This window comes from Enterococcus sp. S22(2020) (genome assembly GCF_020295385.1).
Taxonomy (GTDB): Bacteria; Bacillota; Bacilli; order Lactobacillales; family Enterococcaceae; genus Enterococcus_L; species Enterococcus_L dunnyi.
The window spans coordinates 305,486-325,197 of sequence record NZ_JACFUD010000002.1; the positions used below are offsets into that span (position 1 = coordinate 305,486).

Genomic DNA, 19,712 nt, shown 5'->3' on the forward strand with positions numbered 1-19,712 from the left:
AGAAATGAAAAACGAACTGGATACGTCCTGATCTATTTATGTTCTGTACTTTATTATATGGATTTTTTTGGTCGTGTCCATTATTTTACTTTGAATGGATACTAATTGATTTTGGTATTTAAAAAAATATTTTGGAGGTATTGGTTAATGAAGAGCAACAAAAATTTCAGAAAAGACGATTTAAGTCCTGAAAGCAACACAAAAAAAATCTACAAGATGTACAAGAGAAAAAAACAATGGGTAGTAGCACCAGTCGTATTAGGATTGTTACTTAATGCATTGAGTCCAGTTGCAGTTTTGGCTGTGTCTGATGCAGAACAAACAGATGCTATAGCAGCGCAAGCAAGAGCTGTAGATAATGAGCTTTTAGAGCTGATTGAACAAGCAACGACAAATATCAATGCATTAGTTTCATTGACACCAGAAGCAAAAGCAACATATGTGGCAGCTGTGCAGGAATCAGATACAAAAGAAAAAGTTGAAGAAGAGTTATTAAAGGCATATAGAGAAGATATTGCAGAAGCTGTAAAAGTCGTAGATGCTCTGTATGTTAGTAAAATCGATGGCTTAACCTCGTTATCAACAGTTCAAAAAGAAGCTGCTAAAAATGCTATTAGTACAGCATTAGCACTTGACTCATTAAAAAGTACTTTCAATGCAATAGCTGATTCGACAACATATAGTACTTTTAAAGAAGCATTTGATAAACAGCTAGCTAAAAATAAAGAAGCAGCTGATATTTTAGTAAAAGAAAATGTCGAGTTGAATGCTGCACTTGCAGATCTTCCAAAATATAAAGCAGAGCAAAAGAATGTGATCAGCAGCTTGAGCCAATTACAAGAAATTGAAAAACAAAATTTTTATACAGAGATTGATAAGGCTGAAGATAAGGGTGCAATCGATGGGATCGTAACTGGCGCAAAAGCTGAAAATGAAGCAAGATTAGCAACTGCAGTGACAACTAAGGTTGCAGAATTAAAAGCAGAAACAGCAAAATTAGCCTTGTTGAATCCGTCAAAACAAACAGAACTTGATGCGAAAATCGATGCTGCAGCAGCAGAATCGGGTGATGCAGCATTAGCAAAATTAAATGCTCTAACTAGTGAAATCGAAAAAGCAATAGCAGACGCTACAGCGAATGATCAATCAGCAAAATTAAATGCAGCAAAATCTGAACTTAAAGCTGAAATTGCGAATGAGAAAAAAACAAATCAGCAAATTACTGATGCAGATGTAAGTGCATTTAATAGCAGAATCGATTCTGCCAAAACACTTGAGGCTGTTGCAGTAGTAAAAGCAGACTGGCTATCATTTGTTGCCGCAGCTTCAATCAAAGGAAAAGAGCTTGCAGAAGCTAAAAATGCAGCGACTTCATTGATTGGAGGACTAATGACGATCGATGCAACTTTAAAAGCGAACTATCTAAAAGATGTAGAATTAGCTCAAACATCGGAAGAAGTTGCTGCTATCGTTACCTCAGCACAAGCCGAAGAACGTAAAGCTGTAGAAAAGAATGCAGCTGAATTAAAAGCCATCAAAGATCAAGCTATCAAAGAAATCAATGCACTTACTAACTTAACAAAAGTTGAGAAGAAGGCGAAGACAGATGCTGTAGAAGCAACAGATGACAAAGCAGAAATTGCTGAGTTAGTGAAAACAGCTAAAGAAGCAGACGCGGCTAGAGCATTGACTGCAGAAAAAGAGGCTGCAAAAGTAAAAGTAAATACGTTAGGTTATCTGTCTGACTCAGCTAAAGCTAGCGCCAAAACAGCTATTGATGCAGCGACAGATTCAGCAGCAATCACAGCATTATTGAATAAAGCCATTTACGACGATTATAAAGCAGGCGTTGCTAATGCAGAGGTTGAATTAGAAGAAGCTAAAACGATCGCTAAAGAGGCAATCAATAAATTGGAAAACTTAACAGCAGCACAAAGAGATGCTGCACTTAAAGATATTGCTAAAGCAACAAATAAAGATGCAGTGACAAATGTATTAGATTTAGCGAAAACAATGGACCAAGAGAACGCAGATGCTAACGAAGAGGCTAAAATTCTTGAAAAAACAAAATCAGATGCAAAAGCAGAAATTGATGCGTTGACTTATTTAACACAAGAAATGAAAAATGGCTACAAAGCAGAAGTAACAAATGCTAAAGATGCAGCTGCTGTTGCTGAGGTATTGAATAGAGCCAATACTGAAAATACTAATCTGGAAACAGAAAAAACAGAATTTGAAAATGCAAAAAAAGAGCTAGTGGATCAAATCAATAACTCAGCTGAACTAACAGCTGAAGATAAAAAATCCTTGATCTCCGAAGCAATTGACTGTAAAACAAAAGCTGAAGTGGCTGATCTTACAATAAAAGTGAAGCAATTGATTGCTGATCGTGCAGTAGAAAATGCTAACGAGGCATCAGCTAAAGCAACTATTAAAGCTCAGATCGATTTATTAGATGAATTGTCTGCTGCTCAGAAGTTAGCATATAAAAACCGTGTAGATGCGCTTGAGAAAAAAGCAGATATGGTTGCTGTTTACAACGAAGCTAAAGCTGAAAATAATAGAGTAGCTGATAAAGCAACAGTTAATAATATCACCAAATTGATTGCGTCTGGTTCTTTTGTGGAAGCACAAAAAGAGATCAACAAATTAAGAACAGACAGCATTCGTAAAGAATATCAAACAAAATTAGACGAAAGTATTGCCTTAGCAACAGCGAAAGCTGAAGCAAACAAGCAAATCGATGCTTTAGAAAACTTAAGTGCAGAAGAGAAGATTGCAGCTAAAGAAAAGGTTTCTAAACTGACAACAAAATCAGCAGTAGAAAAAGCTGTAGCTGAACTAGTCAAAGTAGACAATCTTGCGCATGACAAAGATTTGATCGATATTGTTACACTTCAAATCAAAGCAAAGGAATTTGAGGCAGCGGCAAAAACGATTGAAAGAATCCGTGATGCGGAAACAAAAGCTAAGCTACAAAAGCAATTAGAAGATGCACAAAAAGTAGCACCAACTATCAAAGGGACTGGTCATGTAAGTAAGATTGGTTGGCAAAAGACAGTTGATATGAATGAAATCATTGGGACAACTGGTAGAAAGCTTGCGCTTGAGGCAGTAAAAATCAACTTGGCAGACGTTGATATGCCTGAGGGTGCGAAGAAGCTTGAAGGTGGCATCGAATACCGTGCTCATGTTCGTAATATCGGCTGGCAAAAATATGTTTCAAACGGAGCGATAGCTGGAACAACAGGAAAGTCATTACAAATGGAAGCTATCCAAATCAAACTAACAGGCGAATTAGCTGAGAAATATAATGTTGAGTACCGTGCTCATGTGAAAGATATCGGCTGGCAAAAATATGTTTCAAATGGAACAATAGCTGGAACAACAGGAAAATCACTACGAATGGAAGCTGTCCAAATCCGTTTAGTAGAGAAAAAATAGACCTTAATAATCCAAAATCTACCTTTTAAAACCCTTGCTTAAATACAATAGTTAAGACAATAAATGACACAACAATTAGATTCATTTCTGGTTGTTGTGTCATTTTATAGTTTAATAGGTATAAAATATGTGTTTTTGTGTGTTATAAACTGTTTCAAACTCATTTATCTGTTATATAAAATATGGTTTTTCACTATAAAATATGGATTTCATAAGCAAATATATGTAATTTTATAATTGAGAGTGATAGACTATTTTTGAAAGCACTTAAATAGAAAAGGGGAAGAAAATGTATTATGTAGTTATGTCTTCACATGATATTCGTCGAAACCTAGCGACAGAGCAATATATATTGAACCAAAAAGACTTTGACGAAGCAGTGATTTTATTTTATATCCAAAAACCATGTGTGATTGTCGGTCGTAATCAAAATGTTCGAGCAGAAGTTGATTTATCATACGCTGAAGCAAATAATATTACGATCACACGTAGACTATCTGGTGGTGGTGCTGTGTATGACGATTTAGGTAATCTTAGTTTTAGCTTTGTTGTAAATGCAGATCATGAAGCATTTGGTGATTTTAAACGGTTTACAGAGCCCTTGATTGCTGCTTTACACGAAATGGGCGCTGTTGGAGCTGAAATCAGTGGACGCAATGACTTGTTGATCGACGGTAAGAAGTTTTCTGGGAACGCAATGTACACAAAAAATAAAAAGATGTATTCTCATGGAACGTTGATGTTTGATGTAAACCTTGATGAAGTTAGTCGTGTATTGACTGTATCTGAAAAGAAGCTTGCATCAAAAGGGACAAAATCTGTAAGAAGCCGTGTGACGAATCTCAAACCATTTTTATCTAAGGAATATCAAACACTTACTACAGAAGAGTTTCGTGATCAATTACTGGTGCGTCTATTCAAAGTAGATACCTTGGATGCAATCAAAGAGCATGAGTATTTATTGACACGAGAAGATGAAGCTGTAATTGATCAGCTTGTTGCAGAGATTTATGCAAATGATGAATGGATTTTTGGAGAAGAACCTAAATTTACGATCAAACGAGAAGAAAAATTCAAGGGCGGCCTTATAGAAGCTAATATCTCTGTAGAAAAAGGACGTATAGCAGCTATCACAATTTATGGTGATTATTTTAGCCAAAAGGATACTAAGGATATAGAAGTACTGTTGGTTGTGAATATAAGAGTGGTGCAATCGAGCAAAGACTAAAGCCAATTTCAATCAATGAATATTTTAATAATATAACGAAAGCGGAATTTATCCAGCTCTTGGTAGATTAAACCGGAGGAAGTAAAATGATAACATTTGAACGTGTATCAAAAAATTATCATCATAAAAATATGGTGATACCTGCCTTAAAAGATATTACTCTAAAGATCAATGATCATGAAATATTCGGTGTCATTGGCGAAAGCGGTTCGGGGAAATCAACGTTACTGCGAATGGTCAACACATTAGAACTACCCGATCAAGGGGGAATAAATATCGCTGGTCAAGATATCGCGATGCTGAGTGAAGCGGAAAAACGAAAAAGCCGTAAGAAAGTTGGAATGATTTTTCAGCAGTTCAATTTACTCTACAATCAAACGGTCAAGGAAAATGTGGGCTTACCTTTACGATTAAATAAGACGTATGACGCACATAAAATTCAGAAAGTTCTTGAATTTGTTGGTTTGGAAGATAAAATAAACCATTTTCCAAAACAACTAAGTGGTGGTGAAAAGCAACGTGTTGGTATCGCGCGTGCGCTGATCACTGATCCGGAGATTTTGCTTTGTGATGAACCGACTTCCGCTTTAGATGGTCAAAATGCTTCTGACGTTATGGAACTGCTAAGAGAAATCAATCAAACATTCGGGACAACGATGGTCGTTGTCAGTCATGAATTAAATTTGATCAAGTATCTATGTGATCGAGTGGCTATATTGGATAAAGGGCAAATTCAGGAGATAATCACTCTGCCAAAAAAGGAGCAGCAGCCAACCTTTGAAAACTATTATGAACGTATTCGGGAGAGTTTGATATGATGACAGAATACTTAGAGAAAATCAGCTACTATCTTCCTGAATTGTCACAAGCATTATCAGAGAGCGGAGTCATGCTTGTGATTTCCATTGCCGCAGCAATTATTGTAGGTTTGCCATTAGGGACGTCTGTTTATTTAGTGAAGCAACAGCCAACGAGCTCGAATCGAGTTGTTGGGACATTCTTAAATGGCTATATCAACATTGTTCGTTCATTTCCATTTTTATTATTTGTTGTAGCGTTGATTCCTGTGACGCGCTTCGTGTTAGGAACAGCTTTTGGAACTTATGCGGCCGCTTTTCCTTTAAGTTTTGTAGCAGTAGCGATTTATGCGAGATTGGTGGAACAAGTGCTGCTGGACGTGCCTACGGATATTTTAGAGCTAGCTCAGGCATTAGGTAGTACCAGATCTCAGTTGATTTTCCGTTTTTTATATGTAGAAGCGCGCTCAGGTTTAGTTTTGGCTTTGACCTCAGTTGTGATTAGCATGGTTTCCTATTCTACAGTGATGGGTGTGATCGGCGGCGGCGGAATTGGTGATTTCGCTTTGAGATATGGGTATCAGCGTTATGAATACGCTGTGATGTATACAGCGATTGTTATAATGATCGTATTTGTTAGCTTGATTCAAATTAGCGGCAGTTGGGTCGCGAAAAGAATAAATAAAAAATAAGTGTTAGGAGAAAATCATGAAGAAAAAGTTATGGTTCAGTTTGTTAGTTGTTGCAGGAATAGCAATGGTTGGATGTAGTGGACAGAAGGAAAAAGCGGATACAGCGAAAAAAGAAGATAAAATCATCAAAGTAGCATCACACATCCCTTCTACTGTTGAAGTGGTTGAATTAGTAGGGAAAAATATTGAAGATGGTTATAAGGTAGAATTGGTGCAAGTAAATGACAATATTCAATATAATGAGCTATTGAATGCGAAAGAAATCGATGCAAATTTTGCCCAGCATGAACCATTTATGCAAAAATTTAATGAAGAAAAAGACGGAAATCTAGTCGTTGTTCAAAAAATCTATAATGCGAAAGTTGGTTTTTACTCTAAAGAATATCAAGATGTTGCTGATTTGCCGGAAGGAGCTAAAGTTGCTTTACCAAGTGATGTGTCCAACGAAGGTCGCGCATTAGCAATTTTGGATGATGCTGGTTTGATCAAATTGAAGGATGGTGTTGGGTTCAATGGAACGATCAAAGATGTTGTAGAAAATCCTAAAAAGTTTGAATGGGTTTCAGTTGATTTATTGAATTTAGCAGAAGCCTATAATGAAAAAGATATTGCCATGGTTTATAATTACCCAACATATATTGCTAAGGTCGGTTTAACACCAAAAGATGCGATTTTGTTAGAGGAAAAAGTCGATGAGCGTTTTGCAATCAGTTTAGTTGCACGTACAGATAATCAAGAATCAGATAAAATCAAAGCGCTGAAAAAGGCAATGACAAGTGACGAAGTCAAAGAGTTGTTAGAAACTAAATATAGTGAGACATTGACACCGGCATTTTAGAAGAAAATAGGTTGTAATATCACTCTTTGAGCGATGCTACAACCTATTTTTTATCCCATGATGTTATTGTTTTCTGCCGCTAATTCGATTTCTTTTGCATAATAGCTCATGTTCGTTTGATAATTGTCCATAGATGTTAAATCGTGTTCAATGTGACTCAATCGAGTGTTTAACTCATTGATTTTTATTAGCGTTTGTTCTAAAACCTCAAGCATGCGTTCGTCAGTACTCATGATCATTCCTCCAAAATATTAGTGTTCTTCTAGTTTTTCAATCGGGTTCATCGTGTAATCAACTGCCTTTGAGCGATAAAAAAGTGCGTAAAGGATCGTACAGGCAACTGGAATCATCGCTGCTGCAAAATACATTTCCTGAAATGTCAAAAAGCTTCGCAATTCTCCCAAAATATAAGGACCAACACCTAATCCCAGATCCAAGCCAATAAAATAAGTTGATAAAGCAATACCGATTCGATGGCTATTTGGGCTGGCTTTTAAACAAATCGCTTGACCATTAGACATGAATGTCCCGTAACCTAGACCGATCAATCCTCCAGCAACAAAAAGCATCCAGCTGCTGGTAGTAATACTCAAAAAGAGTAGACCTGCTGTTAAGAAAATAAAGCTGGGATACATTACGGCATTTTCTCCACGAGCATCAAAGATTCGTCCGGATAAGGGGCGAGTGGCAGTGATCACTAAGGCGTAGACAACGAAAAAGAAAGAACTAGCACTCACAAGATCGATCGCTTTTGCATAAGAGGAAAGAAAAGAAAGGACACTGGAGTAGGATAAGCCCATCAGAAAAGCAATAGATGAAATAAACAGTACCTTTTTTTCAATAAAACTATCTAAGTTCCAACGTGATAAACTTGCCCGATGCTCTGGCGTCAACTGAATATTTTTTACTGGGAAAATAAAACAGGCGATCGTAGTCAGTAAAATCAGAACGATTGAAAATAGAATGATGAAATAGAAGTTCATCGTATTTAGCAAAACCATCCCGATAAATGGCCCGATAGCAGCGGCTAAACTTGTACTTAAGCCGTAATAATTGATGCCTTCTCCGTGTCTGGATTTAGGAATATAAGCCGTAACGATCGCGTTCGTCGCTGTAGAAACAGCGCCGTAGCCAAAACCATTGAGCAAGCGAACGAGATAAAGGATCCCTATATTTGGAATATACAAGTAAGCGATGGTCGTTAGAAGATAAAATAAAGCGCCGTAGCGTAATACTGCTTTTCTACCGATCAATTCTAAAGTTTTCCCCATAAATAGTCGAGCGATCAACGTTCCAATAATATAAATCCCGGATGCGAGGCCTGCTTGTCCCAATGTAGCATGCAAAGTATCTTGTGCGATAACTGCAATGATCACCATCAATAAATAGTAAACTAAATAAACGATGAAATTGATCAAGGTGATACTAATAAATCCTTTGTTAAATAATTTTTCTTTTACCTGTTCCGACATTTTTCGTTATTCCTTCTTTCTTCAATAAATAAAAATGAAATTACAATTGATTTTCTGAAATTCCTTTGTAGGTGATACTATACAAAAAAAATAAAAGAAAAAAATGCGGGTTTGTAGTTTAAAAAGGTTAAATACAAAAAAATACAACAAAAGTCATTAACATTTGTTATTGTTTTTTGATGTGATATCCTTTTAAATAAGAATGACAATAAAATGGATAGGGAGCGCAACACTCATGGACAGTCATGTGTTACAAGAATATTTAGATGATCACGCATTTCGAATCGTTGTGAAAAAACGGAAAAATTACCTCACATACGAAGGATTGCAAGATCGCTATGCTTACGTGCTGAAAAGCGGTATTATCAAAACCAGTGTCATCTCACCGGACGGCCGTGAGTTTAATTTAAGATACATTAATAGCTTGGAAATCGTTTCGCTGTTACGAGATGAATATTCACAGTTTATCGATGCGCCGTTCAATATACGTGTAGAATCAGAGCAGGCGGAGTTGTACCAAATCGATCGGGTACAGTTTTGGAAGGATATCAATAAAAGTAAAGACCTGCAGATGTACGTGAAAGATTATTATCGTGTGCGTCTGATGTATTCGATGAAAAAAATGCAGCAGATGCTGATGAATGGAAAATTTGGTGCAGTCTGTACACAGATTTATGAGTTGTATGATACGTTTGGCGTGGAAACAGATGAAGGCTTGTTGATCGATTTTGTGGTTACAAATGAAGAAATCGCTCATTTTTGTGGAATTACATCCGCTAGCAGTGTGAATCGCATGATGCAGCAGTTAAGAGAATTAGGAGCGATCAAGATACAGGATCGGAAGATTTTGATCACGGATTTGGAGATGTTGAAGGATCATATTATTTTGTGAGAAGATGGTTTTTAGAAAGTATTGCAGTTGTGAAGATTGCAATATTTTTTTATAAGCAAATGTATTTAGATTTTGAACGAACATTTTCTTAGATATGTTTTATTGAATGAAATTTTTTAATAAATGCTGACAAACAGTTGTCACTCTTTTAAGTTATGATAAGTTTAGTTTAATAGAGGGGGATTCAATCATGAAAGAGATTTTATTCGTACTACTAGAAGAATATGCAGATTGGGAAGCATCATCTTTAGCAGCGGCACTCAACCAATTGGAAAACTTCACGGTCAAAACGGTTTCTACTGCAAAACGGCCAGTCCGTTCGATGGGTGGTTTTACTACTATGCCAGATTACACGCTTGCTGAAGCGGAGAAAATCAATTTTGAAGCACTCATTTTAATCGGCGGCAAATCTTGGCGAACGAGTGCAGCGGCGGAAGTAGCTAATCTAGTGAAAAAGGCAGAGCAAAAAGAAACGATCATCGCTGCTATTTGTGATGCTACGGTTTATGCTGGAACATTAGGAATATTAAATAAAGTGAAGCATACAAGTAATCAATTACCGGATTTAAAAGCATATGCTGGGCAAATGTATACAGGTGAAAATCATTATCTTGAAGTTCAAGCGATAAGAGATAAAAATATCATCACAGCAAATGGAACAGGTCATTTAGAATTTGCTCGAGAGGTCTTGCTCGCACTTCAAGCAATGCCAGAAGCAGAGATCGAGCAATGGTATGATTTTTATAAGCTAGGCTACTATGAAGCGGTGAAAAAAGTTTGAAAGGATAAGGTAGGTTGTCATAGAAGACATCTAATCTTATAATCAGAAGAGAGGAAGATGTATCGAAAAGGAGAGAAAAAATTGAAAAAGGGTAAAATAGTGCTAATTACTTTAGTGTTGATCGGCTGTATTGGTGCGACTATATATCTAAATTCAGCTAGTAAAAAAGAAGTTCCGAAAGAGGATGTCAAACAGCAAGCAGAATCTACAGAACAGGAAAAAGTCAAACCCCGAGCAGAATATAAAAAGGCGCCAGGACTTCTAACCATTTCAATGTATGAAATGAGTGATGAGGAATTGTATCAGCGCTTTGGGTATCCCAGTGAAGCAGGAATCGAAGAATTATTTTTTGACAATAAAGATACTGATAAAATCGTTGCATTAAAAGATGGATCAATGCTTTCAGGAGAAATGATCGACAACGATAATTTGGTTGAGGTAAGTTCTGAAACAGATCCAAATGCTCTTACAGTGAGAGAAGCAAAAGAGCTATTGAAGAGCCGGCAAGCAGCACTTTATCAACTATATGAAGCAGAAATCAAGAATACATCTGAATCAGGAAACAACTTCTCATTAGAGTAACGATGCTCAGTTTAATGAGAAGTTGTTTTACTTAGATGGTCTATTGATTTTCTGAAAATTTCAGTGTTTGTTGTTTCGTCATGTTTTCCACTGAGTTATTTGCCTGTTCAAGTAATTCTTGATAGGTAGAATGGAAAAGTTGAAATAACTCGGCACAGGCGTAATAGTGTTTAACGATTTGCTTTTCATTGACAGGATGTTGGGTGTGGCTAAAATAGCACTCTAAAACAGCTAAAGGTTCCTGCCAGGATTCCAAGCGCTCCAGTGTGTCTCTTAGATTGAGAATATGTTGATACGGTACCATTTTGATACAAACAGCAGAATGTTTCATGGGAAGCTCCTTTTCTTTCTCTAACTAATTAGCGATAGAAAGGAAAAAACGATCAATAGTTTTCCTGCGATCGTCTGCAAATAGGCAAGTAATTGATGTTTTCATGAGAGTATCAAAAAAATTAGTATTACTTACGCAACGGCAATGTGTTTAACAGGTGCTACTGCTTAAACAAGGCTTCGTTGTTTGGTTGGCGCCAGACAAAGAGCCGATGTTATGCATAAGTCAATTGATAGATACTACATATGACTGGTAAAATTAAAATACCTATAGTGGATTAGAAGCAGTTATTTGTTAAACTAGCTTCTTTTTTTGTTTTATTAAGAAAATAATTTATAACGTTGTGTTCATTTGGGTGTTATAATGATATTAATAGTTTAATTATTGTATGAATAAAGGAGTTTTGGTATGTTCATCGCCCATGTCAGAAAAGAAGACGGAGAAAAACAGTTATTAAAAGATCATCTCTGCGAAAGTGCTGCATTGAGTCAACGATACGGAAAGAAAATGAATCTGGAGAAAACCTGTTATTTAGCAGGTCTGCTGCATGACTTTGGAAAATATTCCGAGGATTTTCAAGAGTATTTAAGAAATGCAGTTGCCGATCCAACAAGTGCTGTTCGCGGTAGTGTGGATCATTCGACTGCTGGCGGCAAATTACTATTTGAATATGCACATCAGAATCAAATCGAACCATTTCGATTTATTTTAGCTGAATTGATTGGCAATGCCATCATCTCTCATCATAGCAGCAACGGTCTTCAAGATTTTTATAAGCCGGAGGAAATGCGCTCTGTCTATTTAGAACGGGTAATTGATAAAGACATTACAGAGTATGAACAAATGAAAGCGCGTTTTTTTGAAGAGGTGATCTCAGAAGAGACTTTCAAAGGATATATTACAGAGGCAGTGAAGGAAATCCAACACTTTCAACAACTGGTAAAGACTGAAAATGCCTATTTCTTTATACTGAAATTCGTGTACAGTTGTCTACTTGATGCAGATCGAACGAACACGATGTTGTTTGAAGAGAATCGTAACGAAGAACCGTTAGAAAGCCGAGAAATAATAAGTACATATAAAAAAATACTAGAAAGCTACATCAATGAATTAGAGGAAACATCTCCTTCAACGCCGATCAATCATTTAAGAACGGACATGTCTGCTACTTGTAAAGCTTTTGCCAATCGTCCGACGGGTATTTACAGCTTGTCGATTCCAACTGGAGGTGGAAAGACTCTGGCAAGTTTACGTTTTGCATTGCATCATGCTGTGAAGTATAAAAAGGATCGGATAATCTATGTCGTGCCATTTACAACTATTATCGAACAAAATGCTCAGGTCGTCCGCGAGATTTTACAGGATGATCAATTTATTTTGGAACATCATTCCAATGTGTTTAAAGAAGAAGTAACGAACCAAGAAGATGAGGGAGAAACTATAGAACAGACTCAAGAATTGATGAAAGATAATTGGGATTCACCGATTATTTTCACGACAATGGTTCAATTTTTAAATGTGATCTATAGCCGCGGAACAAGAAATCCCAGACGATTCCATAATCTGCAAAATGCCATCATCATTTTTGATGAAGTACAGGGGGTACCAGTCAAGTGCACTAATATGTTCACTGAAGCGCTGAACTATTTAAAACATCACGGAAAGACGACAAGTATTCTGTGTACGGCAACTCAGCCGTCTTTGGACAAATTGCCTAAAGAGCTAGAGAAAGATGGCGAAATAATTCAAGAGTTGCCTGAGGTCGAACAAGCGTTTAAACGTGTTGATGTGGTCGATCATGTGAAAAAAGAGATGTGGACATTAAATGATTTAACAGAGCTAAGTCAAAGGATTTTAGAGGAAAAAGCTAGTTTATTGGTGATTCTCAATACCAAATCGGCTGTTTTAAAGTTGTATCAGGCCTTGAAAGAGCATTCTTTAGAAAAGATTCGATTATTTCATTTAAGCACGGCGATGTGTCCGGCTCACCGAAAAAAAATCTTGAAGGAAATTCGGGAAGGACTATCAGACAGGAAAAAAGGAGAAAAAATTCTCTGCGTAACGACCCAACTGATTGAAGCGGGCGTTGATATTAGTTTTGAAGCGGTGATTCGTTCAACCGCTGGCTTAGATTCGATCGCACAAGCGGCCGGTCGCTGCAATCGTAATGGAGAAAGAGATCGACAATCAGTGCACTTAGTAAATGTGTCATCAGAACTGGAAAAACTGACGCATCTAAAAGAAATTGCAGTGGGAAAGGAAATCACTGAAAGAATAGTGAAAGATATGGAGTCAGAACCGACGTTATTTTCTGGAGAAATACTTTCATCTAAAGCGCAAATGAACTATTTCCAACGTTTTTTTGCTCACAAGAAAATTCAAAATGATCTTGGGTATCCTGTAAAAAAAAGCTCGTTGACATTGTATCCGTTACTGAGCAATCGAAAACAGGCATGGAAAGAGTATCTAGCGACTCATGGTAAGCATTTGAATTTATGCTTATGCAGTAGTCCGCAAACGATTGGGCACTATTTTAATGTGATCGATAGCCCAACAACGTCAGTTTTGGTGCCTTATGAAGCAGGTCAAGAAATCATCACCTCACTGAATGGTGAATTGTTGCCACATGAAATCATTCCATTAGTGAAACAGGCACAGCAATATATGGTGAATCTGTTTGATTATGAAATAAAAGAATTGAATAAGAATGGCGCTATTTATCCATTGTTCAACGGTCAGGTTTTTGCGTTAAATGAGAATGCCTATTCAAAGCAGTTTGGTACTGATCCGACTGCTTTAGCAGCAAGTGATGGCATCATTATATAAAAAATAAAAGGAGGGAAAATAGTGAGAAATCAAGTAGCATTTAAAGTTTATGGCGATTATGCGTTATTTACTGATCCAGTGACTAAGATGGGCGGCGAAAAAATGACCTATCAAATTCCAACCTATCAAGCATTAAAAGGAATCACAGAATCTATTTACTGGAAACCGAGCATCACATATTTTATTGACGAAGTTCGAGTAGTCAATCCAATTCAAATGGAATCTAAAGGAATTCGACCAATGAAATACAGTGATAGTAGTGCCAGTGATCTAGCTTACTACACGTACTTGAAACAGTCTTGTTATGAAGTGAAGGTTCATTTTGAATTTAATCCTCATCGTCCTGATCTACAGCAGGACTGGAATGAACATAAGCATTATCAAATTTTAAAAAGAGCGATTAAAGCTGGCGGCAGAAGAGATATTTATTTGGGAACAAGAGAATGTCAGGGCTACGTAGAACCTGTAGATTTTGGAGAAACAGAAGGGTTTTACGATAATTATGGAGAACTACATTTTGGTACGATGGTTCATGGTTTATCTTATCCAGATGAGACTGGAAAGGAAGAATTAGCCGTTCGATTATGGCAACCGATCATGGAAGATGGGGTGATTCGTTTTCCACGTCCTGAAATCTGTGAGATTGTTCGACCGCTTCGGAAAATGCAGATGAAGCCTTTTTCTATAGAGGATATCGAATCTGTGGATGAATTGGCAGAAGCGCTGGAGGTGAAAGAATGAGTTGGCTGTATGATCTTTATCAGACGTATGAAGCGAATCAAGACTTGGTTGGAAAATCAGTTCGGACTTCATGGGGCAAAGAAATCGTTCTTTTACCTACTGCACATGCCTATCAAAATGCTCAAGTGGAAGTTCGAGTGAAACCTAATGGAGAGTTTTATGAGGCAAAAGTGATTCCGAAAGAAGATGCACCGACGGTTATTCCGGTCACGATTGAATCAGCTGGACGAACGAGTAAGCCTACACCGCATGGCTTACATGATGGCTTGCAATATGTTGCTGGTGACTTTGAAGCATTTGGGGGAAGCTATAAAAAGGATAATGATTCTCATCAGATGTATATGGAAAATTTACGGTCATGGTGTGATTCAACTTTTACTCATCCAAAAGTACAAGCGATTCTTACTTATTTAGAGAAAGGGACTTTAATTCAAGATTTAGTGGATGAAAAAGTATTATTTGCAAAGGAACATCAACTTTTACCTAAGTGGAAAAAAGAATTAGAAGCTGAATTCGGTGAAAAACCAGAGATTTTTTCTGTTTTAGCTGGTGATCAATTTGCGACATTTGTTCGCTTTTCGGTTTATGATCCAGAACAACTAAACGAAGAGGTATGGGATGATTTAAGCGTTGTTGATTCCTATATCAACTATTACAGTGAAAATTTACCAGAAGCTGGATTAGATTATGTGACAGGCGAGTGGTTGCCACTGACAGAAAACCACCCTTCAAAAGTTCGTTATGGTGGTGATATGGCCAAAATCATCTCAGGAAATGACCAGCAGAATTTTACCTTTCGAGGGCGTTTCAGTGATAAAAACCAAGTTGCAACGATTAGTTATGATGCGTCACAAAAAGCGCACAATGCTTTGAAATGGCTGATTGGTAAGCAAGGATTTATTTTAGATGGACGCGTGTTTTTGGTTTGGGGAAAAACACAATTAGATGTTCCTTCACCAGAAGCGTCAAGTATGGATGTATTTGCAAACATTTTTCCAGACGAAGTGGAGAATATTCAATCAGATACGACTGCGCAACATTTTGCGGAATTGTTCCAGCAAGCATTAAAAGGGTACCAAAAGAATTTAACACATCATTCACCAATCTATATCATGATTTTAGATGCGGCAACGCCAGGACGAATGGGGATTTTATACTATCGTTCGATCCAGCATGAACAGTATTTTGAGCATTTCAATCAGTGGCACGCCACGTGTTTCTGGCGCCATACGTATGGAATAAAAAATAAACAGCACTATGCTTTCTGGGGAGCACCAGCACTAAGAGACATCGCCGAAGCAGCTTATGGTTCAAAGGGCAATGAAGCGTTGATCAAAAATACCATCGAGCAATTATTTCCCTGTGTTGTGGATGGTCGAGCAATTCCACGAAATATCATTCAAAGCTTGCTGAAACGAGCGTCTAACCCTGTCAGTATGGAAAACTGGGAATGGCAAAAAACGCTAAGTATCGCTTGTGCGGTCATGAATAAACATTTTAATTTTAAAAAGGGGGAAAGAGATGTGGCATTAGATAAAAATGAAACAGACAGAAGTTACTTATTTGGAAGAATGTTAGCGGTAGCGGATATTTTAGAAGAACGAGCATTGTATCAAGCAGGAGTAAAAAGAAGCACTAATGCGTTGAGATATATGAACGCGTTTAGTTCACATCCGTTGACGACGTGGAAAATTATTCGCACGAACATTCTGCCTTATCAACAACGATTAGGTGGGAAAGGGCGTTACTATCAATTATTATGGGAAGAAATCGCGAATCAAATAGACCCTAAAGATTATAAGGATGATGCACTAAATGGAAAATTTTTACTAGGTTATGATAGCCAACGCTACGAATTAAATAAAAAATCAGAAGACAAAACGGAGGAGTAAAACATGAGTACATTAGAAAATAAAATCGATTTTAAAGTTGTGGTATCAGTAAAAAATGCGAATCCAAACGGTGACCCGTTAAATGGCAATCGTCCACGTCAAAATTTTGATGGGTTTGGAGAAATTTCTGATGTGGCGATCAAACGTAAAATCCGTAATAGACTACAAGATATGGGAGAGCATATTTTTGTTCAGTCGCAAGATCGAACAGACGATGGGTTCAAAAGCTTGAAAGATCGAGCAGATGCAGTTGAAGAATTAGAAGCGATCATCAAAGATAAGAAAAAAGACGCGGATCGTTATGCAGAAGTAGCTTGCGAAACATTTATGGATACAAGAAGCTTCGGGCAAGTATTTGCCTTTAAAGGTTCTGATTTATCTGTAGGTGTGCGGGGGCCTGTATCGATTCAAACAGCAGTAAGTCTTGATCCGATTGATATCAATTCAATGCAGATCACCAAAAGTGTCAACTCGGTGACTGGGGACAAAAAAGGTTCTGACACAATGGGAACCAAGCATTTCGTTGACTTTGGCGTCTATGTTTTTAATGGCAGCATCAATGTTCAACTAGCAGAAAAAACAGGATTCACCGATGAAGATGCTGAAAAAATCAAAGAAGCACTGATTACCTTATTTGAAAACGACGCTTCCTCTGCTCGTCCAGATGGCAGCATGGCAGTAGAAAAAGTCTATTGGTGGGAGCATCCAACTAAAATGGGAAAAGCCTCTTCAGCTAAAGTTCACCGCTCAGTCAAAGTAGAGAAAATCCCGTCAATCGATCGTCCACGATCGTTTGACGACTATAAAATTACGATTGAATCACTAGAAGGAATCAAATTTACCGAAATCGATGGCCTATAACATGTACGATGAACAAGATTATCTAATGATCTCAGGCATTCAGCACTTTCTTTTTTGTCGTCGTCAATGGGCATTGATCCACATTGAACAGCAATGGCAGGAAAATGTGCTGACGCTTGAAGGTCAGTATCTTCATGAAAAAGCAGATCAGCCTATGATTCGGGAAAAGCGAAAGGATCGTTTGATCGTTCGCGGGCTGCCTATCCATTCACCAACCTATGGGCTATCTGGAATCTGTGATGTCGTTGAATTTATTCAAGATGAAAATGGTGTTGCTTTAACTGGAGAAACAGGAACTTTTTTACCTGTCCCGGTGGAATATAAACATGGAAAGCCCAAACAAGAACTCAGCGATATATTACAACTAACCGCACAAGCTGTCTGTCTTGAAGAAATGCTTGTCTGCGATGTACCGAAAGGTTATTTATATTACCATGAAACAAAACGGCGAGAAGAAGTGGAAATCACGGCTACCTTACGCGAAGAATTAAAATCAAAAGTTGCCGAAATGCATCAATATTGGAATAAACGATATACGCCTAAGGTCAAGACAGGAAATTTTTGTAAAAAATGTTCCTTGCAATCTATTTGTCTACCAAAATTGATGAATGTTCAGACCGTCAAAAGCTATTTAGATCGGAGGTTAAGTGAATGAAAAAGCTACTGAATACGTTATTTATAACCTCTCCAGATGCATATATGGCTTTAGATGGTGAAAATATCGTTGTAAAGATCGAGGAGCAGAAAAAACGGGTGCCGCTTCATAATATAGAAGCGATTGTCACTTCTGGGTATTTAGGTACTAGTCCAGCGTTAATGAGAAAATGTGCTGAGAAAAATATCGGTATTACATTTTTAACTAGTACGGGCAAATTTGGTAGTCGTGTCACAGGCGGCACCACAGGAAATGTGACGTTGCGAAAAAAACAGTATCGAATTTCTGATGAGGAGTCGGAGAGTGTAGCGATAGCTCGTCATTTTATTATTGGTAAGCTATACAATCAACGTTGGATATTGGAACGAATGACAAGAGATAATCCAATGCGTGTTGATATTGAGCGTTTTAAACAAATTTCTGGAGAATTGAAAAACTATATTGAAGATATTCGTCAAGTAGATGACCTAGAAACATTAAGAGGAATCGAAGGGCAAGCTGCTAATCGCTATTTTCTTTTATTTGACCAGATGATTTTACAGCAAAAGGCAGATTTTGGTTTTTATGGACGGAACCGCAGACCACCGTTAGACAATGTCAATGCCTTATTATCTTTAGCCTATACTTTGTTAGCGCAGGAATGTACAGCAGCACTTGAAACGGTTGGGCTAGATCCATATGTTGGTTTTTTACATCAAGATCGACCAGGAAGAACCTCATTAGCGCTTGATTTAATGGAAGAATTACGAGGAATTTATGCAGATCGATTTGTATTGACGTTGATTAATAAAAAGATGGTCACGGCTAAAGATTTTGTGAAAAAGGAAAGTGGTGCTGTTCTCCTAACGGATGATGGTCGAAGAACATTTTTCCAACAATGGCAAGCGAAAAAAACAGAACAAATTCAACATCCATTTTTAGGCGAAAAAATTAACTGGGGGTTGGTTCCTTATGCCCAAGCACTGTTGCTTAGCCGATTCTTACGTGATGATTTAGATGGTTACCCGCCATTTTTATGGAAGTAGGTGAAAAGAATGTTAGTATTGATCACTTATGATGTAGCTACAAGTTCAAAAAATGGTCCTAAACGGTTGCGTAAGGTAGCGAAAAAATGCCAAGATTATGGACAACGTGTACAAAACTCTGTTTTTGAATGTGTCGTTGATGCGACAGAGTTGACTAGGTTGAAAAAGGAATTGATTGATCTGATTGATGAGGAAGTAGATAGTTTACGGATTTATCGTTTAGGGAATAATTATCAGACCAAGGTAGAGCATGTTGGTGCAAAAGAAAGTTTTGATGTAGAAGCACCGCTGATTTTTTAATATAGAATTTCGGTGCGAATCCTAAGTGCACATAAAAATACTAGAGGACTCGCACCAAAATTTGGGTTATTTGAGTATGAAAAATGTAGTTTTTCTAATTGAATTTTAATTTTATTTTGAATTAGACGTTTTTTTAGTGGATTAGTTGAGAATAGTATACTTATTTTGACTAAATTCACAGTCTAGCTCTGTTTAGAGCTAGTGGATTGAAATTAGCCGAACCATAACCAATAGTAATAACACCAACGTCTAGCTCTGTTTAGAGCTAGTGGATTGAAATATAGGATTAGATGTTCCATTGTTATGCCAAAATCGTCTAGCTCTGTTTAGAGCTAGTGGATTGAAATTTCAAAAT

Annotated in this window: 17 protein-coding genes, 1 pseudogene and 1 CRISPR repeat array (1 of these 19 cut by a window edge); of the genes and pseudogenes, 15 read left to right on the forward strand and 3 right to left on the reverse strand. The window is 37.3% G+C overall.

The genetic code is table 11. The features are described 5' to 3' along the window. Positions 1–147: 147 nt before the first annotated feature. From H3T55_RS04320 to H3T55_RS04340, 5 genes and pseudogenes are all read left to right on the forward strand, one after another. Positions 148–3,444, forward strand: a complete 3,297-nt coding sequence (locus H3T55_RS04320) for a KxYKxGKxW signal peptide domain-containing protein (protein ID WP_225533500.1) — start codon at positions 148–150, stop codon at positions 3,442–3,444. Between the two features lie 289 nt (positions 3,445–3,733). Next, positions 3,734–4,743, forward strand: a pseudogene (locus tag H3T55_RS04325) (lipoate--protein ligase). Positions 4,744–4,758: 15 nt separating this feature from the next. Next, entirely contained in the window at positions 4,759–5,490 is a 732-nt protein-coding gene (locus H3T55_RS04330; protein ID WP_225533501.1) for a methionine ABC transporter ATP-binding protein, read from the forward strand. Continuing rightward, a complete protein-coding gene (locus tag H3T55_RS04335) occupies positions 5,487–6,161 on the forward strand; it encodes a methionine ABC transporter permease (RefSeq protein WP_225533502.1) in 675 nt (224 codons plus the stop codon). The genes H3T55_RS04330 and H3T55_RS04335 overlap by 4 nt, the downstream gene beginning before the upstream one ends. 16 nt (positions 6,162–6,177) lie before the next feature. Further along, the gene (locus H3T55_RS04340; RefSeq protein ID WP_225533503.1) at positions 6,178–6,999 is read left to right on the forward strand and encodes a MetQ/NlpA family ABC transporter substrate-binding protein; all 822 of its coding nucleotides are present in this window, start codon (positions 6,178–6,180) and stop codon (positions 6,997–6,999) included. Positions 7,000–7,049: 50 nt separating this feature from the next. Here H3T55_RS04340 and H3T55_RS04345 read toward each other — a convergent pair whose 3' ends face one another. Both H3T55_RS04345 and H3T55_RS04350 read right to left on the reverse strand, forming a co-directional pair. Continuing rightward, on the reverse strand, positions 7,050–7,232 hold the full coding sequence (locus tag H3T55_RS04345) for a hypothetical protein (protein ID WP_087640818.1): 183 nt from the start codon (positions 7,230–7,232) through the stop codon (positions 7,050–7,052). Positions 7,233–7,250: 18 nt separating this feature from the next. Continuing rightward, positions 7,251–8,471 carry an MFS transporter gene (locus tag H3T55_RS04350; RefSeq protein ID WP_225533504.1) on the reverse strand — a complete coding sequence of 407 codons (1,221 nt, stop codon included), beginning with the start codon at positions 8,469–8,471 and terminating at the stop codon, positions 7,251–7,253. Positions 8,472–8,706: 235 nt separating this feature from the next. On the opposite strand from H3T55_RS04350, the gene H3T55_RS04355 reads away from it, so the two are divergent. The 3 genes from H3T55_RS04355 to H3T55_RS04365 all read left to right on the forward strand — a co-directional run bounded on the left by H3T55_RS04355 (position 8,707) and on the right by H3T55_RS04365 (position 10,726). Next, on the forward strand, positions 8,707–9,363 hold the full coding sequence (locus tag H3T55_RS04355) for a Crp/Fnr family transcriptional regulator (protein ID WP_225533505.1): 657 nt from the start codon (positions 8,707–8,709) through the stop codon (positions 9,361–9,363). A 190-nt stretch (positions 9,364–9,553) separates the two neighbouring features. Beyond that, positions 9,554–10,144, forward strand: a complete 591-nt coding sequence (locus H3T55_RS04360; RefSeq protein WP_225533506.1) for a DJ-1/PfpI family protein — start codon at positions 9,554–9,556, stop codon at positions 10,142–10,144. A gap of 81 nt (positions 10,145–10,225) precedes the next feature. Then, a complete protein-coding gene (locus tag H3T55_RS04365; RefSeq protein ID WP_225533507.1) occupies positions 10,226–10,726 on the forward strand; it encodes a hypothetical protein in 501 nt (166 codons plus the stop codon). Positions 10,727–10,766: 40 nt separating this feature from the next. Here the strand turns inward: H3T55_RS04365 and H3T55_RS04370 are convergent, their stop codons facing one another. After that, complete coding sequence (locus tag H3T55_RS04370; RefSeq protein WP_225533508.1) at positions 10,767–11,057, reverse strand: hypothetical protein; 291 nt, start codon at positions 11,055–11,057, stop codon at positions 10,767–10,769. Between the two features lie 408 nt (positions 11,058–11,465). Here H3T55_RS04370 and cas3 point away from each other — a divergent pair, with 408 nt between their 5' ends. The 7 genes from cas3 to cas2 are packed head-to-tail and all read left to right on the forward strand — an operon-like array spanning position 11,466 to position 19,357. Beyond that, positions 11,466–13,883, forward strand: coding sequence for a CRISPR-associated helicase Cas3' (cas3, locus tag H3T55_RS04375; protein WP_225533509.1), 2,418 nt, complete (start codon positions 11,466–11,468; stop codon positions 13,881–13,883). A 21-nt stretch (positions 13,884–13,904) separates the two neighbouring features. Further along, complete coding sequence (cas5c, locus tag H3T55_RS04380) at positions 13,905–14,624, forward strand: type I-C CRISPR-associated protein Cas5c (RefSeq protein WP_225533510.1); 720 nt, start codon at positions 13,905–13,907, stop codon at positions 14,622–14,624. After that, positions 14,621–16,516 (forward strand): type I-C CRISPR-associated protein Cas8c/Csd1, encoded by a 1,896-nt coding sequence (gene cas8c / locus H3T55_RS04385; protein WP_225533511.1) that lies wholly within the window; start codon positions 14,621–14,623, stop codon positions 16,514–16,516. The genes cas5c and cas8c overlap by 4 nt, the downstream gene beginning before the upstream one ends. Positions 16,517–16,519: 3 nt before the next feature. After that, positions 16,520–17,377 carry a type I-C CRISPR-associated protein Cas7/Csd2 gene (cas7c, locus tag H3T55_RS04390; protein ID WP_225533512.1) on the forward strand — a complete coding sequence of 286 codons (858 nt, stop codon included), beginning with the start codon at positions 16,520–16,522 and terminating at the stop codon, positions 17,375–17,377. Between the two features lies 1 nt (position 17,378). Beyond that, positions 17,379–18,032: a CRISPR-associated protein Cas4 gene (gene cas4, locus H3T55_RS04395; RefSeq protein WP_225533513.1), complete on the forward strand. Its 654-nt coding sequence runs from the start codon at positions 17,379–17,381 to the stop codon at positions 18,030–18,032. Then, positions 18,029–19,057 carry a type I-C CRISPR-associated endonuclease Cas1c gene (cas1c, locus tag H3T55_RS04400; protein ID WP_225533514.1) on the forward strand — a complete coding sequence of 343 codons (1,029 nt, stop codon included), beginning with the start codon at positions 18,029–18,031 and terminating at the stop codon, positions 19,055–19,057. Before cas4 ends, cas1c begins: the two co-directional genes overlap by 4 nt. Positions 19,058–19,066: 9 nt before the next feature. Further along, complete coding sequence (gene cas2, locus H3T55_RS04405) at positions 19,067–19,357, forward strand: CRISPR-associated endonuclease Cas2 (protein WP_225533515.1); 291 nt, start codon at positions 19,067–19,069, stop codon at positions 19,355–19,357. A gap of 180 nt (positions 19,358–19,537) precedes the next feature. Then, positions 19,538–19,712: a CRISPR direct-repeat array (repeat unit 33 nt; unit sequence GTCTAGCTCTGTTTAGAGCTAGTGGATTGAAAT); it runs 668 nt beyond the window's last position.